The organism is Streptomyces aurantiacus, assembly GCF_027107535.1.
In the GTDB taxonomy this organism is placed as follows: Bacteria; Actinomycetota; Actinomycetes; order Streptomycetales; family Streptomycetaceae; genus Streptomyces.
Genome location: NZ_CP114283.1, coordinates 9039424 through 9065867, shown reverse-complemented (window position 1 = coordinate 9065867; position 26444 = coordinate 9039424). Strand labels below are relative to the sequence as shown.

At 72.3% G+C, this 26444-nt stretch carries 19 protein-coding genes; 12 read left to right on the top strand and 7 right to left on the bottom strand.

Annotated features, from left to right (window positions below; genetic code table 11):
• Window positions 1–68: 68 nt before the first annotated feature.
• Genes O1Q96_RS41905 through O1Q96_RS44375 form a run of 3 tightly spaced genes read right to left on the bottom strand, consistent with a single transcriptional unit; the run spans window position 69 to window position 3120 of the window.
• Window positions 69–425 (bottom strand): DUF742 domain-containing protein, encoded by a 357-nt coding sequence (locus O1Q96_RS41905; RefSeq protein ID WP_217454116.1) that lies wholly within the window; start codon window positions 423–425, stop codon window positions 69–71.
• The gene (locus O1Q96_RS41900) at window positions 422–865 is read right to left on the bottom strand and encodes a roadblock/LC7 domain-containing protein (protein WP_269253076.1); all 444 of its coding nucleotides are present in this window, start codon (window positions 863–865) and stop codon (window positions 422–424) included. Before O1Q96_RS41900 ends, O1Q96_RS41905 begins: the two co-directional genes overlap by 4 nt.
• Window positions 862–3120, bottom strand: coding sequence for an ATP-binding protein (locus O1Q96_RS44375; protein WP_419587026.1), 2259 nt, complete (start codon window positions 3118–3120; stop codon window positions 862–864). The genes O1Q96_RS41900 and O1Q96_RS44375 overlap by 4 nt, the downstream gene beginning before the upstream one ends.
• Window positions 3121–3299: 179 nt before the next feature.
• Between O1Q96_RS44375 and O1Q96_RS41890 the strand changes: the two genes are divergently transcribed.
• Complete coding sequence (locus O1Q96_RS41890) at window positions 3300–6338, top strand: FAD-binding and (Fe-S)-binding domain-containing protein (RefSeq protein ID WP_269253075.1); 3039 nt, start codon at window positions 3300–3302, stop codon at window positions 6336–6338.
• A 319-nt stretch (window positions 6339–6657) separates the two neighbouring features.
• On the top strand, window positions 6658–7644 hold the full coding sequence (locus O1Q96_RS41885) for an EamA family transporter (RefSeq protein WP_419587025.1): 987 nt from the start codon (window positions 6658–6660) through the stop codon (window positions 7642–7644).
• 149 nt (window positions 7645–7793) lie between these two features.
• Here O1Q96_RS41885 and O1Q96_RS41880 read toward each other — a convergent pair whose 3' ends face one another.
• Window positions 7794–8537, bottom strand: a complete 744-nt coding sequence (locus tag O1Q96_RS41880) for a class I SAM-dependent DNA methyltransferase (protein ID WP_269253074.1) — start codon at window positions 8535–8537, stop codon at window positions 7794–7796.
• Window positions 8538–8754: 217 nt separating this feature from the next.
• Between O1Q96_RS41880 and O1Q96_RS41875 the strand changes: the two genes are divergently transcribed.
• The 8 genes from O1Q96_RS41875 to O1Q96_RS41840 all read left to right on the top strand — a co-directional run bounded on the left by O1Q96_RS41875 (window position 8755) and on the right by O1Q96_RS41840 (window position 19107).
• Window positions 8755–9549 (top strand): TIGR03084 family metal-binding protein, encoded by a 795-nt coding sequence (locus O1Q96_RS41875; protein WP_269253073.1) that lies wholly within the window; start codon window positions 8755–8757, stop codon window positions 9547–9549.
• Window positions 9546–11384, top strand: coding sequence for an acyclic terpene utilization AtuA family protein (locus O1Q96_RS41870; RefSeq protein ID WP_269253072.1), 1839 nt, complete (start codon window positions 9546–9548; stop codon window positions 11382–11384). The genes O1Q96_RS41875 and O1Q96_RS41870 overlap by 4 nt, the downstream gene beginning before the upstream one ends.
• Window positions 11381–12988 carry an acyl-CoA carboxylase subunit beta gene (locus tag O1Q96_RS41865; RefSeq protein ID WP_269253071.1) on the top strand — a complete coding sequence of 536 codons (1608 nt, stop codon included), beginning with the start codon at window positions 11381–11383 and terminating at the stop codon, window positions 12986–12988. Before O1Q96_RS41870 ends, O1Q96_RS41865 begins: the two co-directional genes overlap by 4 nt.
• A gap of 35 nt (window positions 12989–13023) precedes the next feature.
• Window positions 13024–14886 (top strand): acetyl/propionyl/methylcrotonyl-CoA carboxylase subunit alpha, encoded by a 1863-nt coding sequence (locus O1Q96_RS41860; RefSeq protein ID WP_269253070.1) that lies wholly within the window; start codon window positions 13024–13026, stop codon window positions 14884–14886.
• Window positions 14887–14965: 79 nt separating this feature from the next.
• Window positions 14966–16132: an acyl-CoA dehydrogenase family protein gene (locus O1Q96_RS41855; protein WP_269253069.1), complete on the top strand. Its 1167-nt coding sequence runs from the start codon at window positions 14966–14968 to the stop codon at window positions 16130–16132.
• 82 nt (window positions 16133–16214) lie between these two features.
• Window positions 16215–17780 carry a 4-coumarate--CoA ligase family protein gene (locus tag O1Q96_RS41850; RefSeq protein WP_269253944.1) on the top strand — a complete coding sequence of 522 codons (1566 nt, stop codon included), beginning with the start codon at window positions 16215–16217 and terminating at the stop codon, window positions 17778–17780.
• The gene (locus O1Q96_RS41845) at window positions 17777–18511 is read left to right on the top strand and encodes an enoyl-CoA hydratase family protein (protein WP_269253068.1); all 735 of its coding nucleotides are present in this window, start codon (window positions 17777–17779) and stop codon (window positions 18509–18511) included. The genes O1Q96_RS41850 and O1Q96_RS41845 overlap by 4 nt, the downstream gene beginning before the upstream one ends.
• Window positions 18499–19107 carry a TetR/AcrR family transcriptional regulator gene (locus O1Q96_RS41840; RefSeq protein WP_269253067.1) on the top strand — a complete coding sequence of 203 codons (609 nt, stop codon included), beginning with the start codon at window positions 18499–18501 and terminating at the stop codon, window positions 19105–19107. The genes O1Q96_RS41845 and O1Q96_RS41840 overlap by 13 nt, the downstream gene beginning before the upstream one ends.
• Window positions 19108–19137: 30 nt before the next feature.
• Here O1Q96_RS41840 and pdxH read toward each other — a convergent pair whose 3' ends face one another.
• Complete coding sequence (gene pdxH / locus O1Q96_RS41835; protein ID WP_269253066.1) at window positions 19138–19803, bottom strand: pyridoxamine 5'-phosphate oxidase; 666 nt, start codon at window positions 19801–19803, stop codon at window positions 19138–19140.
• Between the two features lie 306 nt (window positions 19804–20109).
• Between pdxH and O1Q96_RS41830 the strand changes: the two genes are divergently transcribed.
• Window positions 20110–21210 (top strand): citrate synthase 2, encoded by a 1101-nt coding sequence (locus O1Q96_RS41830; RefSeq protein WP_269253065.1) that lies wholly within the window; start codon window positions 20110–20112, stop codon window positions 21208–21210.
• A gap of 58 nt (window positions 21211–21268) precedes the next feature.
• On the opposite strand, the gene O1Q96_RS41825 is transcribed toward O1Q96_RS41830, so the two are convergent.
• Entirely contained in the window at window positions 21269–22297 is a 1029-nt protein-coding gene (locus O1Q96_RS41825) for an isopenicillin N synthase family dioxygenase (RefSeq protein ID WP_269253064.1), read from the bottom strand.
• A gap of 459 nt (window positions 22298–22756) precedes the next feature.
• Entirely contained in the window at window positions 22757–24130 is a 1374-nt protein-coding gene (gene iscB, locus O1Q96_RS41820) for an RNA-guided endonuclease IscB (RefSeq protein WP_269253943.1), read from the bottom strand.
• Between the two features lie 852 nt (window positions 24131–24982).
• Here iscB and O1Q96_RS41815 point away from each other — a divergent pair.
• On the top strand, window positions 24983–26365 hold the full coding sequence (locus O1Q96_RS41815) for a PAS domain-containing protein (RefSeq protein ID WP_269253063.1): 1383 nt from the start codon (window positions 24983–24985) through the stop codon (window positions 26363–26365).
• The last annotated feature ends 79 nt before the right edge of the window (window positions 26366–26444 follow it).

The following is a 26444-nucleotide window of genomic DNA, read 5'->3' as shown; positions in this document are numbered from 1 at the left end:
CCACGATCCGCGGGCCGTCACCGGCCGTCGCCCGCGGCGGAGTACGGGTGCCAGGGGGGTCAGAGGCTTCAGAGGTTGCGGAGTCCAACGAGCACCTGCTCCAGGATATGAGGATCGGGACGGCCCGCGAGCATGACCCTGCGGGGATGACGGGCGCTGACGCGGCCCTCGGCGAGCAGGTCGGAGAGCATGATCTTCGTGATGCTGACCGGCAGCCGCAGCTCGGCGGCCAGCTCCGCGACGGCGGTCGGCCGTCCGGCGAGGCGCAGGATCGCCGCGTGCTCCGACTGCATGCCCGGCACCGGATCGCACTCGGCGACGATCAGTGTCACCAGGTCGAAGGGGGCTCCGGGAGTGGAACGGGTGCGCCCCTGGGTGAGGGTGTAGAGCCGGTCGGGGGCGTCGTCCCTGCCCGGCCGGCTCATGGCGTACGTGGCTGCGCGCTCAGTGACGTACGCGGCTGTGCGTTCAGGTGCCCGCCGAGCTGCTCCACGAGCTCGCCCATGTTGTGGCCGACGAGCCCGGGGTCCGCCTCCTCGGCCGTGACCACCGCCAGGTGCGCGCCCGCGCCCGCCTCGACGATGAACAGGACCCCGCCGTGGAACTCGGTCATCGTCGACCGCACGCCCCCGGTGCCGTCCCCGAACTGCAGGGAGGCCCCGTGGGACAGCGACTGGATCCCGGCGGCGATGGCGGCGAGCTGGTCGGCCTGGTCGGCGGAGAGTTCCGGCGTGCGGCACAGCTGCAGGCCGTCCCGGGAGAGCACGAGCGCGTGCCGGGCGCCCGGGGTGCGCGCCAGCAGGCCCTCGATGAGCCAGGTCAGCTTCTCGTCGGCGGTCGAGGTGGTGCCGATGGGGCCGGTCATGACGTGGGATCGCTTTCCGGGTGGGGGGTGGCAGGGCTCGTACGGGCCTGTACGGGCTCGTCCGCCGGAGTGCGGCGCACGGCTTGGCGGAAGCTGTTGAAGCGGGCGGCGCGGGTCATCACGTCATCGGGGGTGGTGGTGGGGGAGTCGGGGCTGCCGGGAGTGACGGGACTGGCGGGCATCCGGGTGCGGACGGGGTCGGACTCGACTTCGCCCGCCGCCCCGACGGAGAGCCCGGCTCCTCTCGCCGCTTCCGCCTCCGCCTCCGCCTCTGCTTCGGCCTCTGCTTCCGCGAGGGTGCCGCCGCGGTGGCGCCTGGGGAGGTTGTCGGCGGGGCCGGCCGGCCGGGACGGAAAGCCGTGCGACGGAAATCCGTGGGGCGGCACCGGCTCCGGATCCAGGTCGGAGACGGAGCGGGAGGCGCCGTACGACTCCCGGGGGCCGGACCAGGGGAAGGCCTTCGGGCTGAGCTGGACGGCGCTCTCCGGGGCGGACCCGGTCGGCTCGCTCGGGCCGGGCCGGGCGGAACCCTCCGGGGCGGGCCTGGAGGAATCGTCAGAGCTGGACCGGGCGGAGTCCTCGGGTACCGCCCAGGAGGGATGCTGCGAGCTGTACCAGGAGGTCTGTTCCGGAGCCGGCCGGGCGGGCTCCTCCGGGGCGGACCAGGGGGATTCCTGCGGGCCGGGCCGGGCGGATTTCTTCGGGCTGAGACTGAGTGGCTCTTTCGGGCCGGGCCAGGGGGTCTGTTCCGGGGCGGGCCGGGTGGACTGGTCCGGGGCGAGCCAGGTCGGTTCCTTCGGGTTCGGGCCGGACCGGGCCGTCTCCTCCGCGGCCGGCCAGGAGGGCTCCCTCCGACCGGGCCGGGCGGGCTCCTCCGGGGCGGACCAGGGGTGGTTCTCCGGGCCGGACCACGGGCCGGGCCGCGGGCCCGGGAAGGGCGACGCGGTCTCCCGCGCCGCCGCGTCCGGCTCCGGAGCCGGACGCGGAGCCTGTACCGGGTGCTCGGCGCGGGCCGAGGGAGAGGGCGGGGGCACGGGCGGGGCCTGGACCGGCGCCGGGTGGGGCGTCGGATGCGATGCCGGGTTCGCGAGGACGTCCTGGGGGACGAGGACCAGGACGCCCGTACCGCCGCGCGCGGAGGGGCGGAAGGAGATCCTCAGGCCGTACTTGCGGGCGAGGCGGCCGACGACCACGAGGCCGAGCCGGGTGCCGGCGAGGCCACCGGCCTCCACCTCCTCGCCGGAGACGGCCTGTTCGGCGCGGCGCAGCTGTGTCTCGCCCATCACCAGGCCACTGTCCTCCACGGAGACGATGACCCCCGCCGGGACCTCCTCCACGTAGACGTGGACCTCGGCCGTCGGGGGCGAGAAGTTCGCGGCGTTGTCGAGGACTTCGGCGAGCGCGTGCATCACGCCCTCGGCCGCGTGCCCGGCGACCGCCGCGCCGCTCGCCGAGTGGACGCGTACGCGCTGGTATCCGTCGATGCGGCCCATCGCGCCGCGCAGGATCGACTCCATGGGGATGGGCCGCGCCCAGCGGCGGCCCGAGCGCGCGCCCGAGAGGACGGCGACGGAGTCGGCGAGGCGACCCGCCTGCGCGGTGCGGTGGTCGAGGTGCAGGAGGTCGGCGAGCACGTCCTCGTCGGAGTACCGCTCCTCCATGGCGCGCAGGTCGGCGAGCATGCTCGTGGACAGGGCCTGCAACCGGGCGGCGGTGGCGGCGGCCGCCGAGACCACGGCGGCACGATCGGCCCTGGCCTGCCGCAACTCGTCGGCCACGCGCGCGTGCTCCGCGCCGAGCCGGGTGCGTTCCCGGTCGATCTCGGCGGCGAGGCGGACCTTCTGGTGGGCGTTCTGCTCGGTGAGCCGGGCGCGCTCCCGGGTGAACTCGTCGGTGAGTCGGGCGCGTTCCCGCGCGGACTCCTCCGTGAGGGCGTCCTTTTCCTCGAGCAGCCGGCCGGCGTCCTTGGAGACCGCTTCGAGGCGGCGGAGCAGTAATCGGGACGTCTGCACGGCACGGCCGGCCACGGCAACCACCGCGCACAGCAGAAGGACGGCCGCGCCAAGGCCCCAGGTGAGGGGCATGCGCACCGATTCGGGAGCCAGGGCGACCGCGGCGCCTGCGGCGAGCGCGGCCGGTACGGCCGTGAGGAGCGGGGCGATCGCCACAGCACGCAGGCGGGGGCGTGCGCCTACGGAGTGCGCGAGGGACGGCCGATCTTTCGTGGGACGCGCTTGCGGGGTGGGCGCGGTCATGAATCGTGTCCTCGGTCGTGTCCTGGGCGGGATGCGACACCTGGTGCTCAACTGGCGGTCACTATATGGGACTTCGTGATCGGAACGAGCAGGTTCCGGCCCACTCTCACAATTCGTCCGCGAATCGGCGGGTGCGCTTCCTCCCGTCACTGTCAGTGAGGGGAGGCATTCTTGGAGGCATGACGGAAACGGATCTCGGGGAGCTGCGGGCGGCGCTGGAGAAGACGGTGCGCGGGGAGGTCGCCCTCGACGCGACCGCGCGGGCGCTGACCACCATGGACGCGTCGAACTACCGGCGGGTACCACTGGCTGTGGTCGCCCCGAGAGACGCCGACGACGTGGCGGCGGCACTGTCCGTGTGCTCCCGGCTCGGGGTGCCGGTCGTCGCGCGTGGTGGTGGTACGTCGATCGCGGGGCAGGCGACCGGCACGGGAGTGGTACTCGACTTCACCCGGCACCTGAACCGGATCGTGTCGCTCGACCCCGAAGCGCGCACGGCGGTGGTCCAGCCGGGAGTGGTCCTGGACCGTCTCCAGGAGGCGGCAGCGCCGCACGGACTGCGCTTCGGACCCGACCCCTCGACGCACAGCCGGTGCACGCTCGGCGGCATGATCGGCAACAACTCCTGCGGATCGCACTCGGTGGCCTGGGGCACGACGGCGGACAGCGTGCGCGAGCTGTCGGTGATCACCGCGCGGGGAGCAACCGCCCGCCTGGGCGCCGACTGGTCGGGCGCCCCCGAAGGGCTGCGGGCCCTGGTGGACGGCGAGTCGGCGCTCCTGCGCACTGGCTTCCCCGACCTGCCGCGCCGCATCTCCGGGTACGCGCTGGACGCGCTGCTGCCCGAGCGCGGCGCTGACGTGGCGCGTTCCTTCTGCGGCTCGGAGGGCACGCTCGGCATCCTCACGGAGGCGGTCGTACGGCTGGTCGAGGCACCCCGCGCGCGTGCGCTCGCCGTCCTGGCGTACGCGGACGAGAGCGCGGCGGCGGAAGCGGCGGCCGGCCTGCTGCCGCACGGGCCCCTGACGGTGGAGGGGATGGCGGCGGACCTCGTGCCGGCGGACGCGGGGCTGCCGCGGGGAGGGGCCTGGCTGTTCGTGGAGACGGGCGGCGACACGGAGGCGGAAGCACACGCGCGTGCGCAGGCGATCACCCGTGTGGCGGACGTGACGGCCTCACTGGTGGTCACCGACCCGGCCGGCCGGCGCGCCCTGTGGCGCATCCGCGAGGACGCCAGCGGCACGGCGACCAGGATGCCGGACGGCACCGAGGCGTGGCCCGGCTGGGAGGACTGCGCGGTGCCGCCGGCCCGGCTCGGCGCGTATCTCCGGGACTTCAGGGGCCTGTTGGCGGCCCACGGGCTGCGCGGTTCGCCGTACGGCCACTTCGGGGACGGCTGCATCCACGTGCGCATCGACTTCGACCTGCTGACGCGGGCGGGCGTCGGCCGCTTCCGGACCTTCTCGCAGGAGCTGGCGGAGCTGGTCGTCTCGCACGGCGGTTCGCTGTCGGGGGAGCACGGGGACGGACAGGCGCGGGCCGAGCTCCTGCCGAAGATGTACGGCCCCCGGGTGGTCGCTCTGTTCGAGCGGGTGAAGGACCTCTGGGACCCGGACGGCCTGCTCAACCCGGGAATGCTCGTCAGGCCGCACGGGCTCGACGAGAACCTTCGGTTCGCGGTGCTCCCGCGCGAGCCGGTGGCCGTCGAGTTCGGCTATCCGGCGGACGGCGGGGACTTCTCGTCGGCGGTGCGCAGGTGCGTCGGAGTGGCCAAGTGCCGTACCACGCAAGCCTCCGGCTCCTCCGTGATGTGCCCGTCCTTCCGGGCCACCGGCGAGGAGGAGCACTCCACGCGAGGGCGCGCGCGGCTGCTGCACGAGATGCTGGCCGGCGAGGTCATCACGGACGGCTGGCGCTCGACGGAGGTCCGCGACGCGCTGGACCTCTGCCTGTCCTGCAAGGGCTGCCGGTCGGACTGCCCGGTGGGCGTCGACATGGCCACGTACAAGGCGGAGTTCCTGCACCACCACTACGAGGGCCGCCGCCGGCCGGCCGCGCACTACGCGATGGGGTGGCTGCCGGTGTGGCTGCGCCTGGTGGACCGCACGCGTACGGCGTGGCTGGTCAACCTCCTCGCCTCGGTACGGCCGTTGGCGACGCTCGCCAAGCGGCTGGGCGGGATCGCGCCCGAGCGGGAGATTCCGCGGGTGGCGCGGGAGACGTTCAGCCGGTGGCGGAGCCGCCGGGCCGCGGAACGGGCGGGATCGGCGGGGGAGGGTCCTGGGCGCGCGGGCCGCTCCGGCGACGGGGGTCCGCCCAAGGCGGTCGTCCTGTGGCCGGACACCTTCACGGAGTACCTCTCGCCGTCGGTCGGCAAGGCGGCTGTACGGGTGTTGGAGGCGGCGGGGCTGCGAGTGCTGCCGTTCCCTTCGGACCCGGGGCCGCTCGATGCCGGGCCGTCCGGTCCCGGCCGGCCCGAAGCCCGGTCCGGCCTCCGGCCCGGCGATCGGCCCCGCGGCCGGGTCTGCTGTGGCCTGACCTATGTCTCGACGGGCCAACTGGACCGCGCCCGCACGGTGATGCGCCGCACCCTGGATCTCACGGACCAGCTCCGGGACGGCGATGGCCCTCTCCCGGACCCGCTTCGGGGCCCGTCCCGGGACCCGGCCCCCGCCGCCCCGGAACTCCCACCCGTCGTCGTACTCGAACCGAGCTGTGCGGCTGCCCTCCGTACCGATCTGCCGGAGCTGTTGCCCGACGATCCGCGCGCGCGGCGCCTGGCCTCGGCGGTGGTGACGTTCGCGGAAGTGCTGGAGCGTCACGCGCCGCACTGGACGCCGCCTCGCCTGGACCGCCCGGTCGTGGGCCAGACCCACTGCCATCAGCACGCCGTCCTGGGCGACGCGCCGGACCGCCGTCTGCGCGAGGCGGCGGGTCTGACCGGCGCCCTGGCGGGCGGCTGCTGCGGCCTCGCGGGAAACTTCGGCTTCGAGAAGGGCCACTTCGAGGTGTCGACGGCATGCGCCGAGGAGCAGCTGCTCCCGGCGGTCCGGGCGGCGGGGGAGGACGCGGTGGTCCTGGCGGACGGCTTCTCGTGCCGCACCCAACTGCAACAGACGGCGAACGTGAAGGGGCGCCATCTGGCAGAGGTACTGGCGGAGGCGCTGCCGGAGCCCGAACCGGCTCCAGAGGTCCCCACGGACCTGCCCCACTCCTGAACCCCCGGCCTCGCGCACCCGCCGGCCTCGCGCACCCGCCGGCCTCGCGGGGCGAGATGCCCCCGGCCGCCAGGGCCGACCCGTCTCCTGACATCCGGCCCCCGCGTCCGCCCCCAGGGGCGCGGGGAACTGCGCGCTCAGTCCTCACGAACCCGCACACGGCAGAGACTCCGACCTCGAACCCCTCGGTAAGCTGCAAAATGGCTTCTCAGCCCTGACCGAGTCCATTACCATGGACCGAGAAGTCCATCATGATGTACGAAACGTGCATGCCGCGCGACCAACACCGCCCCTCGACCCGAACTTCCTGGACGGCCCCGTGAACATCCCCAGCGCTGACCGGTCCCCGACGGTCACCGACCCCACGGCCGCCGCCGCCGGTCCGGCCGCCGTGGCCGACGGCACGGCATCCGACCAGGCACCGGGCGCGGCCCCCCGCGGCCTGCGAGCCCTCGGCCCCGTAGGCCTCGTACTCGCCGGCGGGATCTCCGTCCAGTTCGGTGGCGCCCTCGCCGTGAGTCTCATGCCGCGGGCCGGGGCGCTCGGCGTGGTGACCCTCCGCCTGGCCGTCGCCGCGATCGTGCTGATGGTCATCTGCCGGCCCAGCCTGCGCGGACACTCGCGAGCGGACTGGGGCACCGTCGTCGTCTTCGGCGTCACGATGGCCGCGATGAACGGCCTCTTCTACCAGTCGGTCGCCCGTATCCCGCTCGGCCCCGCCGTCACACTCGAAGTGCTCGGCCCGCTGGCCCTCTCGGTCCTCGCCTCCCGTCGCGCCCTCAACCTCGTCTGGGCCGGTCTCGCCCTCGGCGGTGTCTTCCTGCTGGGTGGTGGCGGCGGCTTCGACGGTCTCGACCCGGTCGGCGTCGCCTTCGCCCTGTCGGCCGGTGTCATGTGGGCCGCGTACATCGTCTTCAGCGCACGTACGGGCCGTCGCTTCCCGCAGGCCGACGGCCTGGCGCTGGCGATGGTGGTCGCGGCGGTGGTCTTCTTCCCGCTGGGCATCATCGAGTCCGGCGACAAGCTTCTGAACCCGACCACGATCGCCCTGGGCGCCGCCGTGGCCGTCCTCTCCTCCGTCCTCCCGTACACGCTCGAACTCCTCGCCCTGCGTCGCCTCCCCGCCTCCACCTTCGCCGTCCTCATGAGCCTCGAACCGGCCATCGCCTCGGTCGCCGGCTTCCTGGTGCTGAGCCAGGCGCTGTCCATGACGGAGGCCATGGCGATCGCACTCGTCATCGGGGCGAGCATGGGAGCGGTACGGACGCAGATCGGACGCGGAAAGGCCAAGGGCCTGGACACCTAGCGGCGAGCGGGCGGCCGGAGACGCGATCCGGCCGCACCCACGAGCGGGCGGCCGGAGATGCGATCCGGCCCCGCCCGCGCGCGAATCCCCGCCGGGGCAGGCAGCCTCCCGAAGCAGGCGATCAGGCGATCAGGCGTTTGATCGATCGATCAAACGGCAGACTTCTCCCAGACCGAGACATGCTGCCCGCTCTCGCTCGTGAAGGGCTCCCGCGTCCAGTTGTCCCACCGGTCGCGCAGCCGCAGCCCGGCCAGGCGGGCCATCAGGTCCAGCTCCGCCGGCCACACGTACCGGAAGGGGATCGACCGGTAGGAGCCGCGGCCGTCCACGACCTCGACGTAGTTCGAGCTCATCGCCTGCGTCGCCACGTCGTACACGTCGAACGACCAGCGCGTCGGGCTCCGGTGGAACGGCACGACGGTCTGCCCGTGCGGAAGCCTGCGCAGTTCGGGCACCCCGACCTCGACGACGAACGTGCCGCCGGGCTCCAGATGCTCGGCGACATTGCGGAAGCAGGCCACCTGGGCGTCCTGCGTCGTCAGGTTGTTGATCGTGTTGAAGACCAGATACGCGACGGAGAAGGCGCCGTCCACCTTCGTCGTCGCGAAGTCGCCGATCGACACACCGACCGCGTCACCGCCCGGCTTGGCCCGCAGACGGGCGACCATCGCCCGCGACATGTCGATGCCGTGCACCGCGACACCGCGTCGCGACAGCGGCAGGGCGATGCGTCCGGTGCCGATGCCCAGTTCCAGGGCCCGGCCGTCCCCGGCCAGCTCGGCCAGGAGCCCGACCGCCGGATCCACGGCACCGGGCGCGAACATCTCCGCCGACGACTCGTCGTACCTCGCCGCGACGGGCTCTCCGAAATAGCCGTCCTCGTCATCCACCATCGGCCGACCGTACGTCGGCGACCGCGCGCGGCGCGTGCCAATTTCCGGGGCGCGTGACGGGGTGGCGCGTGACGGGGCGGCGTGACCGATCGGCCCGACGGGTCGGCGTGGCGGGTCGCTGTCACAAGCCGGAAATTCAAATGCAAGCACGCTTGCTTGTTTTCGTGCGGGCTGCCATGCTCCGGGGCACACCGTCGTGCCCCGAGGGGAGCGCATTGTGGCCGAGCCTTCATCGGTGATCGATGACCTGCGTCAGGAGAGTCAGCAACTCGACCTGATACTAGGGGAGTTGGGGGAGGAGCGCTGGGCGCTCGCCACTCCCGCCCCGGGATGGAGCATCGCGCACCAGATCGCGCATCTGGCCTGGACGGACCGGTCCGCCCTGCTTGCCCTGACCGACGCGGAGGCCTTCGCGAAGGAGGTCGAGAAGGCACTGGCCTCGCCCGACCGTTTCGTGGACGAGGCGGCCGAGGAGGGTGCCGCGCTGCCGTCGGCACGGCTGCTCGCCGAGTGGCGGGCTGGGCGCGAGGCCCTGGAGGACGCCATGCGAGCGGCACCCACAGGAGTGCGCTTCCCCTGGTACGGGCCGCCCATGTCGGTCGCCTCCATGGCCACGGGCCGGCTCATGGAGACCTGGGCCCACGGAGAGGACGTGGCCGACGCGTTGGGTGTGACGAGACCACCCACGGACCGGTTGCGGCATGTGGTGCGCATCGGGGTACGGGCCCGGAACTTCGCCTTCGGGGTGCATGGGCTCGCCGCGCCCGAGGAGGAGTTCCGCATCGAACTCACCGGGCCCTCCGGCGACCTGTGGGCGTACGGCCCCGAGGACGCCGACCAGCGCGTCACCGGACCCGCCCTCGACTTCTGCGTCCTCGTCACCCGGCGGGCCCACCGCGCCGACCTCGCCGTACGGGCGGAGGGCCCCGACGCCGACCGCTGGCTGGACGTCGCGCAGGCCTTCGCGGGCCCGCCCGGCACGGGCCGCCCGCCGAAGGGGACCACGGGATGACCACCGGCCGGACCTCCGCCGCGACCACGAGTGGCCCCACCGGAGTGCCCCCCGGCGAGACCCCCGGTGTGCCCCTCGGCGCGCCCGCCGACCGCAGCACCCGCACAGCCACCGGCACGCCGGGCCGGGCCCCCGGCCCGGCGGTCCGGCCCCTGCGGATCGGCAACGCCTCCGGCTTCTACGGCGACCGCTTCGACGCGATGCGCGAGATGCTCACCGGCGGCCCGCTGGACGTCCTGACCGGCGACTACCTCGCCGAGTTGACCATGCTCATCCTCGGCCGTGACCGGCTCAAGGACCCGGCCGGCGGCTACGCCCGCACCTTCCTGCGGCAGCTGGAGGAGTGCCTCGGTCTCGCCCACGAGCGGGGCGTGCGGATCGTGGCGAACGCGGGTGGCCTCAACCCGGCCGGACTCGCCGCCGCCGTACGGGAACTGGCCGGCCGCCTGGGCATCCCGGCCCGGGTCGCGCACGTCGAGGGCGACGACCTCAGCAGCCGCCACCCGAAGAGCCTCGCCGCGCACGCCTACCTCGGCGGCGGCGGGATCGCGGCCTGCCTGCGCGAGGGCGCCGACGTGGTCGTCACCGGGCGGGTGACCGACGCCGCGCTCGTCACAGGGCCCGCGGTCGCCCACTTCGGCTGGGCGCCGGACGCGTACGACCGCCTCGCGGGCGCCGTCGTCGCCGGGCACGTCCTGGAGTGCGGCACCCAGGCCACCGGCGGCAACTACGCCTTCTTCGCCGAGCACGACCCGGCCCGGCTGCGCCACCCGGGCTTCCCGGTCGCCGAACTCCACGAGGACGGCACGAGCGTCATCACCAAGCACGACGGCACCGGCGGTGTCGTGGACACCGGCACGGTCACCGCCCAGCTCCTGTACGAGACGTCCGGCGCCCGGTACGCCGGACCCGACGTCACCGCCCGCCTCGACTCGGTCCGGCTCACCCGGGAGGGCCCCGACCGGGTACGGATCGACGGGGTGCGCGGCGAGGCGCCGCCGCCCACGCTCAAGGTCGGGCTCAACCGGCTCGGCGGCTTCCGCAACGAGGTCGTGTTCGTGCTGACCGGGCTCGACATCGAGGCGAAGGCCGCGTTCGTCCGGGCCCAGCTGGAAAGCGTCCTCGTGGCCGCCGAGTCCCGGCCGGCTCAGGCCCGCTGGGACCTCGCGCGCACCGACCACCCCGACGCGCCCACCGAGGAGACCGCGAGCGCCCTGCTCCGGCTCGTCGTGCGCGACCCCGACCAGGACGCCGTGGGCCGCACCCTCAGCGGAGCCGCCATCGAACTGGCCCTCGGCAGCTACCCCGGGTTCCATGTGCTGGCGCCACCCGGAAAGGGTGCTCCCTATGGGGTCTTCGAGGACGAGTACGTCCCCCATGGGGACGTGGACCATGTGGCGGTCCTCCACGACGGGCGCCGGATCCCTGTGATGCCGGCCCAGGACACCCTACTCCGGCCCGTCGAGGAACCCCCGCTGCCCGCACCCCTGCCGGCCGGTGCGCCGGTGCGCCGCGCACCCCTCGGGCTCGTCGTCGGCGCCCGCAGCGGCGACAAGGGCGGGAACGCGAACGTCGGCGTCTGGGCCCGTACCGACGACGCCTGGCGCTGGCTCGCGCACACCCTCACGGCCGACCGGTTCCGCGAACTCCTCCCGGAGACGGCCGGCCTGGCTGTCGTGCGCCATGCCCTGCCCAACCTCCGCGCCCTGAACTTCGTCGTCGAGGGCATCCTCGGCGAGGGCGTCGCCGCGCAGCACCGCTTCGACCCGCAGGCCAAGGCCCTCGGCGAATGGCTGCGCTCCCGCCACCTCGACATCCCGGAGGAATTGCTGTGACGGTTCTGGCGTCCGCCCTTGACACCTCCTCCGCCGACTACGCGGCCCACCGCGAGGCGATGCTCGCCAAACTCACCGACCTCGACGCCGAGCACGCCAAAGCGCTCGCGGGCGGCGGCGAGAAGTACGTCGCCCGGCACAGGAAACGCGGCAAGCTCCTCGCCCGCGAACGCATCGAGCTGCTCCTCGATCCCGACACACCGTTCCTGGAACTCAGCCCCCTGGCGGCCTGGGGGAGCACCTCCCCCGAGTACACGGTCGGCGCCTCGCTCGTCACCGGCATCGGTGTCGTCGAGGGCGTCGAGTGCCTGATCACGGCGAACGACCCGACCGTGCGCGGCGGAGCCAGCAACCCCTGGAGTCTGAAGAAGGCCCTGCGGGCCAACGACATCGCGTACGCCAACCGGCTGCCGTGCATCAGTCTCGTCGAGTCGGGCGGCGCCGACCTCCCCTCCCAGAAGGAGATCTTCATCCCGGGCGGGGCCGTCTTCCGTGACCTGACCCGGCTCTCCGCGGCCGGAATCCCGACCGTCGCCGTCGTCTTCGGCAACTCCACCGCCGGCGGCGCGTACGTCCCCGGCATGTCCGACCACGTGATCATGGTCAAGGAGCGTGCGAAGGTCTTCCTCGGCGGTCCGCCGCTGGTCAAGATGGCCACCGGCGAGGAGAGCGACGACGAGTCCCTCGGCGGCGCCGAGATGCACGCGCGCGTGTCGGGTCTCGCGGACCACTTCGCCGTCGACGAGCGGGACGCCCTCAGGCAGGCCCGGCGCGTGGTCGCCCGCCTCAACCACCGCAAGGCGTACCCCGATCCGGCCCCGGCCGCCCCGCCCAAGTACGACGAGGACGAACTCCTCGGCATCGTCCCCGGGGACCTGCGCACCCCCTTCGACCCCCGTGAGGTCGTCGCGCGGATCGTCGACGCCTCCGACTTCGACGAGTTCAAGCCGCTCTACGGGACGAGCCTCACCACCGGCTGGGCGACCCTCCACGGCTATCCGGTGGGCATCCTCGCCAACGCGCGCGGCGTGCTCTTCAGCGAGGAGTCGCAGAAGGCCGCCCAGTTCATCCAGCTGGCCAACCAGCGCGACATCCCCCTGCTCTTCCTCCACAACACCACCGGCTACATGGTCGGCAAGGAGTACGAGCAGGGCGGCATCATCAAGCACGGCGCGATGATGATCAACGCGGTGAGCAACTCGAAGGTCCCGCACCTGTCCCTGCTCATGGGCGCCTCCTACGGAGCCGGTCACTACGGCATGTGCGGGCGCGCCTACGACCCGCGCTTCCTGTTCGCCTGGCCCAGCGCCAAGTCCGCCGTCATGGGCCCGCAGCAGCTCGCCGGCGTCCTGTCGATCGTCGCCCGGCAGTCCGCGACCGCGAAGGGGCAGCCGTACGACGAGGACGCCGACGCCGCCCTGCGCGCCATGGTCGAGCAGCAGATCGAGTCCGAGTCCCTGCCGATGTTCCTGTCCGGGCGGCTGTACGACGACGGCGTCATCGACCCGCGCGACACCCGAACCGTCCTCGGCCTGTGCCTGTCCGCCCTCCACACGGCGCCCTACGAGGGCGCGCGCGGCGGCTTCGGCGTCTTCCGGATGTGAGAGGCGGGACGGGAGTGACTGATGTGAGAGGTCCCATGATTGCGAGTCTGCTGGTCGCGGGCCGCGGCGAGATCGCCTGCCGTGTTTTCCGCACCTGCCACGAACTGGGCATCCGTACCGTCGCCGTGTACTCGGACGCCGACGAGAACGCCCTCCACGCGCGTGTGGCCGACACCGCCGTACGCCTCCCGGGCGCGTCGCCCGCCGAGACGTATCTGCGCGGCGAGCTGATCGTGAAGGCCGCCGTCGCGGCCGGTGCCGACGCCGTCCATCCCGGGTACGGCTTCCTCTCCGAGAACGCCGACTTCGCGCGGGCCGTCATCGACGCGGGCCTCGTCTGGATCGGACCGCCCCCCGAGGCGATCGAGGCGATGGCCTCCAAGACCCGCGCCAAGGACCTGATGTCGGCCGCCGGTGTACCGCTGCTCGCGCCCCTGGACCCGGACGCGGTGACCGCAGCCGACCTGCCGGTCCTGGTGAAAGCGGCGGCGGGCGGCGGCGGCCGCGGCATGCGGATCGTCCGCGAACTCACCGACCTGCCGAGCGAGTTGAGGGCGGCGTCGGCCGAGGCCGAGAGTGCCTTCGGGGACGGCTCGGTCTTCGTGGAGCCGTACGTCGAGCGGGCGCGGCACGTCGAGGTGCAGATCGTCGCCGACGGCCACGGCACCGTCTGGGCCCTCGGCACCCGCGACTGCTCCCTCCAGCGCCGCCACCAGAAGGTGATCGAGGAGGCCCCCGCGCCGGGCCTCGGCCCCGACACGGAACAGCGGCTGCGCTCCGCGGCGACGGCCGCCGCCCGCACGATCGCCTACACGGGCGCCGGCACCGTCGAGTTCCTGGTCTCCGGGGACCGCGTCCACTTCCTGGAGATGAACACCCGCCTCCAGGTCGAACACCCCGTGACCGAGGCCGTGTTCGGCATCGACCTGGTCGCCCTGCAACTGCGCGTCGCCGAGGGCGCCGCCCTGGAAGGAGACCCGCCGTCGCCGTCCGGGCACGCGGTCGAGGCCCGCCTCTACGCCGAGGACCCCGCCGAGGACTGGGCCCCGCAGACCGGCACCCTCCACCGCCTGTCCGTGCCCGGCGTCCGCCTCGACACGGGCTACGGGGACGGCGACACGATCGGCGTCCACTACGACGCCATGCTCGCCAAGGCCGTCGCCCACGCCCCCACCCGCGCCGAGGCCCTCCGCAAACTCGCCGGAGCCCTGGAGAGGGCGACCGTCCACGGCCCCACCACCAACCGCGACCTGCTCGTACGCTCCCTGCGCCACGAGGAGTTCACGACGGCCCGCATGGACACCGCCTTCTACGAACGCCACCTGGGCGAGCTCACCACACCCACCCCGGACCCGTACGCACCCCTGGCCGCCGCACTCGCCGACGCCCACGGCCGCTCCCGGTTCGGCGGCTGGCGCAACCTGCCCTCCCAGCCGCAGAGCAGGCGCTACCTCGTGGCGGGCGAGGAGCACGAGGTCCACTACCGGCACACCCGCCGGGGCCCGGCCGCCGACGGGGTCCACGTGGTGCAGGTCGGGCCCGGCCTCGTCGTCCTCGAAATCGGCGGCGTACGGCGGAAGTTCGAGGTGGCCCGGCACGGCGACCGCGTCCACGTGAACGGCACCACGCTCACGGCCCTGCCCCGCTTCCCCGCCCCGGAGGCCGACCACGCCCCCGGCTCCCTCCTGGCCCCCATGCCCGGCACGGTCGTCCGCCTCGCGGAAGGCCTGACCACCGGATCCGCGGTGGAGGCCGGCACCCCCCTCATCTGGCTGGAGGCGATGAAGATGGAACACCGGATCACCGCCCCGGCCGCCGGCACCCTCACGGCCCTGCACGCGGCCCCGGGCCAACAGGTGGAGATGGGCGCGCTGCTGGCGGTCGTCGAGCCCCTTTAGGGGCGTGAGGAACTGCGCGACAAGCCGCAACGAACCCGCACCCCCAGACGGACTTTCGCCCCTCCCCCTTAGGAGCCTCATGACACCCGTCCTGGAATCAGACGAGCACAAGGCCCTCCGCGCAGCGGTGTCGGCCCTCGGCAAGCGGTACGGACGCGCATACCTCGCCAAGGTCATCGCGGAGAAGGGCCACCCCGACGAACTCTGGGCGGAAGCCGCCAAGCTCGGCTACCTGGGCGTCAACCTGCCGGAGGCACACGGCGGCGGAGGCGGCGGAATCGCCGAACTGTCCATCGTCCTGGAGGAGTTGGGCGCCGCCGGCTGTCCCCTTCTCATGATGGTCGTCTCCCCGGCGATCTGCGGCACGGTGATCGCCCGCTTCGGCACGGAACAGCAGAAACAGGAGTGGCTCCCGGCCCTGGCCGACGGCACCCGCACCATGGCCTTCGGCATCACCGAACCCGACGCGGGCTCCAACAGCCACCGCATCACCACCACCGCCCGCCGCGCGGACGACGGCACCGACTGGATCCTCACCGGCCGCAAGGTCTTCATCTCGGGTGTCGACATCGCCGACGCCACGCTCGTCGTGGGCCGCACGGCCGACGCCCGCACCGGCAAGCTCAAGCCCTGCCTGTTCATCGTCCCCCGTGACGCACCCGGCTTCGGACGACGGCAGATCGACATGGAACTGCACGGCGCGGAGAAGCAGTTCGAGCTGACCCTGGACGACGTACGCCTGCCCGCCGACGCCCTCGTCGGGGACGAGGACGCGGGCCTGCTCCAGCTCTTCGCGGGCCTCAACCCCGAACGCATCATGACCGCCGCCTTCGCGATCGGCATGGGCCGTTACGCACTGTCCAGGGCCGTCGCCTACGCACGCGAGCGCACTGTCTGGCGGGAACCCATCGGCGCCCACCAGGCCATCGCGCACCCCCTGGCGCAGGCGCACATCGAACTCGAACTCGCCCGGCTGATGATGCAGAAAGCGGCCCTCCTGTACGACGCGGGGGACGACGCCGGCGCCGGAGAGGCCGCGAACATGGCCAAGTACGCGGCCGCCGAAGCCTGCGTGAAAGCGGTCGACCAGTCCGTGCACACCCTCGGCGGCAACGGCCTGACCGGCGAGTTCGGTCTCGCCTCGCTCATCACCGCGTCCCGCGTGGCCCGTATCGCACCCGTCAGCCGGGAAATGATCCTCAACTACGTGTCGCACCAGACCCTGGGCCTGCCGAAGTCCTACTAGCACTATCTCCCGTACGGCCACCGGCTTTCGTACAGCCACCGGCCTCCGTGCAACTCCCGGCTCCTGGAAAGGGCCCGCCATGGTGTTCCGCAGCGAGTACGAAGACGTTCCCGCCGTAGAAGAACCCATCCACGAAGCAGTACTGGGCCGTGCCGCCTCCCGGGGCGACACCCCCGCCCTGATCGACGGCGTGAACGGGATGACCCTCACCTACGCCCAACTCGACACGTTCCACCGGCGGATCGCCGCCGCGCTCGCCGAACTCGGCGTCCGCAAGGGTGACGTGCTGGCCCTGCACAGCCCCAACACGGTCGCCTTCCCCACGGCGTTCTTCGCCGCCACACGCGCGGGAGCCGCGGTCACCACCGTGCACCCGCTCGCCACGGCCGAGGAGTTCGCGAAACAACTGAGGGACTGCGCCGCCGAGTGGATCGTCACCGTGTCCCCGCTCCTGGACACGGCCCGGGCGGCGGCCGAACTCGCGGGCGGGGTACGGGAGATCCTCGTCTGCGACCAGGCCCCCGGGCACCGCTCGCTGCTCGACATGCTGGGCTCCACCGCCCCCGAACCCCAGGTCGACATCGACCCCGTGACGGACGTGGCGGCCCTCCCGTACTCCTCCGGGACGACCGGCAGCCCCAAGGGGGTGATGCTCACCCACCGGAACATCGCCACCAACCTGGCACAGCTGTCGCCCACCATGCCGATGGGCCCCGGCGACCGCATTCTCGCCGTCCTGCCGTTCTTCCACATCTACGGCCTGACGGCCCTCATGAACGCACCCCTCAGGCAGGGCGCCACCGTGGTCGTGCTGCCGCGCTTCGACCTCGAATCGTTCCTCGCGGCCATCGAGAAACACCGCATCACCGGCCTGTACGTGGCCCCGCCGATCGTGCTCGCCCTCGCCAAGCACCCGGCCGTCGAGGGCTACGACCTGTCGTCCCTGCAGTACGTCATCAGCGCGGCCGCACCCCTGGACGCCGAACTGGCGGAGGCCTGTTCACGCAGGCTGTCCCTGCCACCCGTCGGCCAGGCCTACGGCATGACCGAACTGTCACCCGGCACCCACGTCGTCCCCCTGAACGCCGAGAACCCGCCCCCCGGAAGCGTCGGCAAGCTCATCCCGGGCACCGAGATGCGCATCGTGTCCCTGGACGACCCCGCGAAGGACGTCGGCGCCGACGAGCGCGGCGAGATCGTCATCCGCGGCCCCCAGGTCATGAAGGGCTACCTGGGGCGCCCCGAGGAGACCGCCGCCATGATCGACCACGACGGCTGGCTGCACACCGGCGACGTCGGACACGTCGACGCGGACGGCTGGCTGTACGTCGTCGACCGCGTCAAGGAACTCATCAAGTACAAGGGCTTCCAGGTGGCCCCCGCCGAACTCGAAGCACTCCTGCTCACCCATCCCGGCATCGCCGACGCCGCCGTCATCGGGGTCTACGACACCGACCACAACGAGAGGCCCCACGCCTACGTGGTGCGCCAGCCGGCCGCGCCCGGCCTCACCGCGAGCGACGTCATGGAGTACGTCGCCGCACGCGTCGCCCCGTACAAGAAGATCCGGCACGTCGACTTCATCGCCGGAGTGCCCAGGGCGGCCTCCGGGAAGATCCTGCGGCGGGAACTGAGGGAGCACGCATGACCGAGGTGCGGCGGTCGTACGAGCGCGGGATCACCACCCTCGCGCTCGACGCGCCCGAGCGGCGCAACGCCCTCTCCGCCCGACTGGTGGGGGAACTGGCGGACGCGCTCACGGAGTGCGGCAAGGACGGCGACGTACGAGCCGTCGTTCTCACCCACACCGGCAACACCTTCAGCGCGGGCGCGGACCTGCGCGACCCGCCGCACCCCGACACGCTCGTCGCCCTGCTGCGGCAGATCGTCGAACTGCCCAAACCCGTCGTCGCCCGCGTCACCGGCCATGTGCGCGCGGGCGGCCTCGGGCTCCTCGGCGCCTGCGACATCGCGGGCGCCTCGGCCGCGGCCACGTTCGCCTTCACCGAGGTACGCATCGGGGTCGCGCCCGCCGTGATCTCACTGCCCCTCCTGCCGCGCCTCGACCCGCGCGCGGTGGCCCGCTACTACCTCACCGGAGAGAGGTTCGACGCGGCCGAGGCCGCCAGGATCGGCCTCGTCACGATGGCCGGCGACGACGTCGACGACGTACTCGCACCGGTGCTCGACGGGCTGCGCCGATCCTCACCCCAGGGGCTGGCCGAGACGAAACGGCTGCTCACGGCTAAGGTGCTGGACACCTTCGACCGGGACGCGGCCGACCTGACCGCGCTCTCGGCCCGGCTGTTCTCCTCCGAGCAGGCCCGCGAGGGAATGACGGCCTTCCTCGAACGACGGGACCCCTCATGGATGTGGTGAACGGCACGCCGCCGGCGGAGCGCGTCCCCAAACAGGACCGCAGCCGTGCCACCCGGCAGCGCCTCCTCGAAGCCGCCGTCGCCTGCCTCGCCGAACGCGGCTGGGCAGGCTCCACGGTCTCCGTCGTCGCCGAACGCGCCGGGGTGTCGCGGGGCGCCGCACAGCACCACTTCCCGACCCGCGAGGACCTCTTCACGGCAGCCGTCGAGTACGTCGCCGAGGAACGCTCCACGGCCCTGCGCGCCCTCTTCCCCGAGGGCGCCACGGACCGCCGAGCCGTCGTCGCCGCCCTCGTCGACCTCTACACGGGCCCCCTGTTCCGCGCCGCCCTCCACCTGTGGGTCGCCGCCTCGAACGAGGACCAGCTGCGCTCCCGCGTGACCGAGCTGGAGGGCCGGGTCGGCCGCGAGACCCACCACATAGCCGTGGAACTGCTCAGGGCCGACGAGTCCCGCCCCGGCGTCCGCGAGACCGTCCAGGGACTGCTCGACATGTCCCGGGGCCTGGGCCTGGCCAACCTCCTCACGGACGACAAGGCCCGCCGGGACAGGGTGGTCGCCCAGTGGGCACGGATCCTGGACGGGGCCCTGGACTGAGTCGCAGGCGCCCGGCGGCGGCGAAGACCGTCAGGGGCTGAGCCGCTCCACCCGCCACGACCCGTCCTCCCGCACCACGTACCGCAGCCGGTCGTGCAGCCGGTTCTCCCGGCCCTGCCAGAACTCGACCGCCTGCGGAGCGATTCGGAAACCGCCCCAGTTCGGCGGCACCGGCACCTGCTCGCCCTCCGGATACCGGCCGGCCAGCTCGGCGTACGAGGCGTCGAGCTCGGCCCGCGAGAAGACCACCGCGGACTGGGTACTGGCCCACGCCCCGAGCTGGGACCCGTGCGGCCGCGTACGGAAGTACGCGGCCGTCTCGTCACGCCCCGTGCGCCGCGCGATGCCGGTGACGACGACCTGCCGGGCCACCGGATGCCACGGGAAGAGCAGCGAGACGTACGGGTTCTCGGACAGGTCGCGCGCCTTGCGGGACCCGTAGTTCGTGTAGAAGACGAACCCCTGGTCGTCGTACTGCTTGAGCAGCACCGTGCGGGAACTGGGCCGCCCCTCGGCGTCCGCCGTGGAGACGACCATGGCGTTCGGCTCGTACATCACGCCCTGCGCCGCGGCCTGCGTGAACCAGCGCCCGAACTGCTCCATGGGATGGTCGGCCAGCTCGGTCTCGTCGATCCCCTCGGCCCGGTACTGCTTGCGCATCAACGCCGGGTCGAGGGCGGGGTCACGGTCGGTCACGCCGTCATCCTGCCGTATCCCGACGGGAAGCAGAGGGCGTCGGGCGGCACTCGGCGGGCGTGGGCTTCATCACTGCGTGGCACTGAGTGCCGCGTACTCTCCACAAAGGTGGCACCAACGGATATCGTCCTGGTTTCCGAAACGGTTGGGTGACCGCCGACCGCACGGGGCATCACCGGGACGACGCACGGACCGCGAGTCCACGAGGCGACCGCGGAACCGGACGATCGCAACCCATCACAGACACAAGGTCACGAGAACCCCGGCACCAAGCCGTCTGTCGCACACATCATGAGGAGCCGCCTGATGTCCGACTTCGTACCCGGACTCGAGGGAGTCGTCGCTTTCGAGACGGAGATCGCCGAACCGGACAAGGAGGGCGGCGCCCTGCGGTACCGGGGCGTCGACATCGAGGACCTGGTCGGCCATGTCTCCTTCGGCAACGTCTGGGGGCTGCTCGTCGACGGAGCCTTCAACCCCGGCCTGCCGCCCGCCGAGCCGTTCCCGATCCCCGTCCACTCCGGCGACATCCGCGTGGACGTCCAGTCCGCGCTCGCCATGCTCGCCCCCGTCTGGGGCCTCAAACCGCTCCTCGACATCGACGAGCAGGAGGCCCGCGCGGACCTCGCCCGCGCCGCGGTCATGGCCCTCTCGTACGTCGCCCAGTCCGCCCGCGGCCAGGGCCTGCCCATGGTCCCGCAGCGCGAGATCGACAAGGCGCAGTCCGTCGTCGAACGCTTCATGATCCGCTGGCGCGGCGAGCCCGACCCCAAGCACGTCGCGGCCGTCGACGCCTACTGGACCTCTGCCGCCGAGCACGGCATGAACGCGTCCACGTTCACCGCCCGCGTCATCGCCTCCACCGGCGCCGACGTGGCGGCGGCCCTCTCCGGAGCCGTCGGCGCCATGTCCGGCCCGCTGCACGGCGGCGCCCCCTCCCGCGTCCTCGGCATGATCGAGGAGATCGAGCGCACCGGCGACGCCGACGCCTACGTCCGGCAGGCCCTCGACAAGGGCGAGCGGCTGATGGGCTTCGGCCACCGGGTGTACCGCGCCGAGGACCCCCGCGCACGCGTGCTCCGCCGCACCGCCCGTGAACTGGGTGCCCCCCGCTTCGAGGTTGCCGAAGCCCTGGAGAAGGCGGCCCTCGCCGAACTCCACGCCCGGCGCCCCGACCGCGTCCTCGCGACGAACGTCGAGTTCTGGGCCGCCATCGTCCTCGACTTCGCCGAGGTCCCGGCCCACATGTTCACCTCGATGTTCACGTGCGCCCGCACCGCCGGCTGGTCCGCGCACATCCTGGAGCAGAAGCGCACCGGACGCCTCGTACGTCCCTCCGCGCGCTACGTCGGCCCCGGCACGCGGAACCCACGCGACATCGAGGGCTACGGAGACATCTCCCACTGAGATCGAGTGTGTGTACGGCACGTGTGGCGGCACTCCACGGAGTGCCGCCACACGTGTGTCACGCGGGGGTCAGCAGCTCCGCGTGATGACGGGCCGCGACCAGCGGATGCGCGCGCACCTTGCCCTTCAGCTCGTTGCGCCCGTACTCCGCGAAGAGCGGGTTGGCCGGATCGCTCGTCACCCCGGGTGCCGTCGAGGCGTACGGGAAGGGCAGCGGCTCGATCCGGGCGTCCAGCCGCGGGTTGTAGAAGAACGGCACGGAGAACCGCTCGGTGGCACCGGGCGGACTGACCACCCGGTGGTTGGTGGCCAGGAGGTACCCGTCGGTCGCCACTTCGAGCAGCTCACCGAGGTTGACGACGAACGCACCCGGGATCGGCGGCACGTCGTGGAACAGCCCGTCCTCCCGCTGCACCTGAAGCCCGCCCACCTGGTCCTGCATCAGCAGCGTCAGGAACCCGTAGTCCTTGTGCGCCCCGACCCCCTGGGCGGCCCCGTCCCCGGAGCTCCCCGGATACCGGACCAGCTTCAGATGCGGATGGGCCCGCTCCCCGAAGACCGGGTCGTAGAAACCAGCGGGCGCGCCGATGGCGACGAGCAGCTCGCGCAGGAGTCGCGCCGCGACCGAGCTGAGCCGGTCGATCCACGCCAGGGCGGCGCTCCGCAGCTCCGGCAGTGCGGCCGGCCACTGGTTGGGGCCCTCCAGCCACCAGTACGGGGGCTCACCGGGAGCGGGCGCGCGTGCGGGCCGCTCGGCGCCTATGTCGAGCTGGTCGCGCCAGTCGCGGCTGCCGCCCGTGCGCTCGTCGCCGGTCCGCGTGTAGCCGCGGAAGTGGGGCGAGTGGACGTTGTCGATCGCGAGCCGGTCGGCCTCGGGAAGCGCGAAGAAGCGGTGCATGGCGTCGAGCAGGGCGGAGGTCTCGGCCGCACCCACCCCGTGCCCGACGAGCTGGAAGAACCCCACGTCGTGGGCGGCGCTGTGCAACTGCGCGTGCAGCAGGGCACGCGCCTGAGGGCCGCGGTCGGCCGCGGCGAGATCGATGATGGGGAGCTGCTGGTACGACGGGTTCGTCGACAGGTTCGTCATGGTGTGCGTCCGCAGGGGTTACGGGCCCGGGCCGGCCGCCGGTAACGGGGTGGCGGGGCCGCAGGTGCCAGGTGAAGTGCAAAGGGGGCCGAGGTCAGGCGGAAGGCCGACAGCCCATGCTCGTGACGCGCACGTAGTCCACGTGACGGCGTCGGACGAGCATCGGAAGCATGGCGCAAGCGTACTGCGAACCGGCCGAAACGCCAGTGCCCCACCTCACACACCTGCGAAACGCAGACGACCCGCGCGCTCGGGTCCCCTCCGAGGAGGGAGCCGGCCGGACTTACCGGCGAGCACGCGGGTCGGGTGACTGCTTGAGATTGGGCCGGCTGCACGCTCGTCTCACGCGCTGGTCCGGCACCGCACTGAACGTGGTGACGGGCCGCTAGCCCGCAGCCACCTCTCCTGTCCGGTTTTCATACATATGCCGAACCACCTCCCTTCCGGATTAGCCACACTTTAGGAACTGCTCGCACTTCGCTCAACCGGTTTTCGAGATGGGGACGGCACGAGCTCATGCCTGGTGGAGTACCCGTATCCATCGCCACGCTGTACAAGCCGGAGGTTCCGGTGACGGACGTTGAAACGGCCTGTAGGTGTTGTGAGGCTGTGCTGTCCCATTGCTCGCACTGAGATACGCCCTGTCCATGTGCCCGCCCACTTGCCGGTCGGCACGACGGCTCGTACGAGATCCCCGGTGACGTATCCGAAGTGCTGCTTCGCCCGGGCCCGCCGGAGGCGAGGAAACCCGAACCGGTCCGGAGTAGTGCGGGAGTACGAGCCGCGTCCGGTGGCCTTGACGACGAGGACCTGCTTCGGCAATCGGACGATCGCGTCGCCGTCTTCGTGATCCAGACGCCCGACGCACAGGGCGTCCAAGGTGTGGGTCTTGCTGAGCCCCATGGCTGTGCGGTTCCACATGGTACGGCCGCCCGACTGCGCGTGGACCGGTCTCCCGAGGGGTTCCAAGGCCTCCGTGAGTCGCCAGCGGGTCGCGTTCATGGTGGCGGCGTCACGGAGTGGAGTCCTGACCTGTCGAAGGATCTTCGCCAGACGGTCTGGTCGGTTGGCAAGGAAGACGTCGACGGACGTGCTGCCTTTGGCCTGGTTGCACGGGGCGCAGGCGAGGACGAGGTTGGAGATGCGGTCGGAGCCTCCACGGCTTCGGGCCCGGAGATGGTCGATGTTCAGGGGTGGCCCGGTGGCGTCGCAGTAGGCGCAGGCGCGGTCCCACTTGACGTGAAGGTAGGCGCGGGCTTCGGTTCCGGCGAGCGTGCCCTGCTGGTACTCGGTTTCCGTGAGGGACCGGCCTGCGCTCATGGAGTGCGTGTCGAAGGCGACGCGTTCTACGTGGATCTCGGTGATGGGCGCGTATCGACACATGCGTCTTGCCAGGGAGACGGTGGTGTCGACGCGGTGGCGTAGTGAGGGAGGCAGCCAGCCTTCAGGTCGGGTGCGATTGTCCGAACGGGGTGCCCGATAGCGGCGATTGGCCGATCGGCGTCTGTGGCGGTAACCGGCGCGCTGTTGCATGCACCTGTGGATCTGGTCGCCACGGTGCTGGAGTTCGACGGAGACCAGGCCGCGCCTGACGGTGACAGCGGCCCCGTCTTCGCCAGTCTCCTTCTTCGCGTCGGTGAGGGTGAGGCCTGTGCCCTTGGAGCCGGGGTCGATGCGTAGCTGTACACCGTCCACCTCTGATTCGGCGAGCGTGCGGTCCTTCAAGCGGATGGTGAAGGGAACAAGCCGGGCGACCACGGCCCGTCCTTTGCCGAGGAGTTCGCGGGCGCGGGCAGGGTGGCAGGGCATGAGGGGCTGTCCGGCCTTGGCCAGGACGAAGACCCTGCTGGCGCCAATGCCACCCGCGTACTCCTGGTTGTGCGTGGGAGCGTCACCGCTCCCGTTCTCTGCCGTTTTCGTCGCCGAAGCGCCGGTTCCGGCGTGACGCCGACGGGGCCCGGTGCCGCGCCCGTCGGTCTCCCCTCGCCCATGTTCCCTGCCGGTGCCCCACGCGGTGGCGGGGTGTCCGTGAGCCGTTTCGTCCCTGCTCCCAGGGGTGTCTGCTCCCACGGATTCCAGAGCAGGCTGCTGAGGAAGCACAGCCTGGTGGGTCGGCTCGCCCACGGGAAACGTAGTCATCGAGGGCACCTCCCTGATGTTGCGGATCGCGATGACTTGGGCTGGTCACTCGGCCTGTCCGACACGCGGAACAGGATCCGACCTACTGCCGAGGAGCGAGTGACCTCCCTTCGGCGTGTGCAGCCGACGCTAGCGATCAAGCGCCGCAGGGGAGGGCGGTCTCCCTCAAAAGAGCCCATCTGTGCGAATAATCGCCATTGCCCGAACGCGCAACCGATCTTGCTGCTAGCGCCGCATAGCGCAAGCTGGGCAGAGGGGCCGTGGTAGGCGGCTCAGAGATCCGTACGTTCCCGCCAGGGGTGTCCGGCCATCCGATCGCGCCGTCGTGGTCGCGGACCTGGCCACCGCCACAGGTGAGGACGTATCCGATGATCGATCCGGAGGATGAAGCGACCGCGCACAACGATTTCCTCAATCTTGTGGGAACCAGATGTGGGCTGCGTCACGTTCGAGTTGAATGATTGCTAGTGAGTGATGCGTAGTGAGTGAACGGACGCGCGGGCGCACCGCGCAGGACACGCCGACACGGCCTGCAGGGGGTGCCAGGTGAGTGCTTCGCGGCGTAGCGGGACCACGGACGAGCTCGGGCCGCACGAGCCTGAGCGCGACGGGGCCGATCTGCTCGCCGCTCTGCTCGACGGGATGGACGCGGCGCTGTGCGCGTTCGACGCCGACGGAGTGGTGACGCACTGGAACCGGGAGGCGGAGCGGATCCTCGGCTGGACCGCGGCCGAGGCGGTCGGACGGCACGGGTTCGCCGGCTGGGCCGTACGGACCGCGGACGCCGAGGAGGTCGAGGGCCGGCTCCTGTCCGCGATGCGGGCCCCCGGACGCCAGGTCAACGAGTTCGCGCTGCTCACCAAGGAGGGCGGCCGGGTGCTCGTACGGACCCAGTCGGCCGCCGTGCCGGGTCCCGACGGCAAGCCGGCCGGGGTGTACTGCGCCTTCAGCGAGGTGCACGCGCAGATCGATCTGGAGCGGTCGATCGCCCTGAGCGAGGCACTCTTCGACGACGCCTCCTGGGGTGTCGTGCTCGTCGACGCCGATCTGCGGCCCGCCGTGGTCAACGCGCACGCGGCGCGGGCGCTCGGTACGGGACGGACGGCCGTCCTGGGGCGCCCGCTGGGTGAGCTGCTCGCCCAGGGCGTGGAGGAGCTGGAGAGCGCGCTGACGCACGTCCTGTCGGAGGGTGCACCGCCGGCGCCCGCCGAGATGTGGGTGACCGTGCGGACCGCGGACGGCGAGCAGCGCCGCTGCTGGCGCAGCGGTTTCCTGCGGCTCGCCTCGCCGCTCACGGAAGAACCGGTTCCGCTCGGTGTGGGCTGGCTCTTCCAGGACGTGACCGAGAGCAAGCAGACCGAGCAGGAAGCGGCGCTGCTGCGGTTCAGGACCAACCAGCTGCACCGGGCCGCGCGGGCCGCCGCCGAGTGCGAGGACCCTGCCGAGGCGGCGTCGGTCCACCTCGACTTCGCGCTGGCCGGATTCGCGGACCACGCGTTGATCGACCGGGTGGCGGGAGGCTCCGTGCCGGACGGTGAGGGGCCGGTGCGGCTCGTCCGGGCCGCCGCCACGCCTTCCGGCGCGCCGGGCCCGAGTCTGCCCGCGGGCCGCGCCGGTCTGCCAGTCCGGTACCGGGAGGGGCATCCGGCCCTCCAGTGCGTCGAGCGGATCGGTTCCGTACGAGCCAGTGCGGCGGCGGCCGAGCCCGACCGCGTCCGGGAGTGGGCCGTCGCCCGTCAGTGGCCCGCGGACTCGGTGCACGCCCTGTGCGTGGTCCTGCGCAGCCGCGGCCGGACCCTGGGCGTCGTCACGTTCCTGCGCGGCGCCAGTCGTACGCAGTTCGAGAAGTTCGACGCGACCTACGCGGAGGACGTCGCCGTCCGGATCGCGGCGGCCCTGGACCTGGCGGCGGTGCTGGAGCGCCCGTGATCCTGCCTGCCCTCGGCCCCGGCCACGGCCCCGTCGGTCCCGGCCGCGTCCCCTGCACTGACGGCACTGCCGGCGGGAA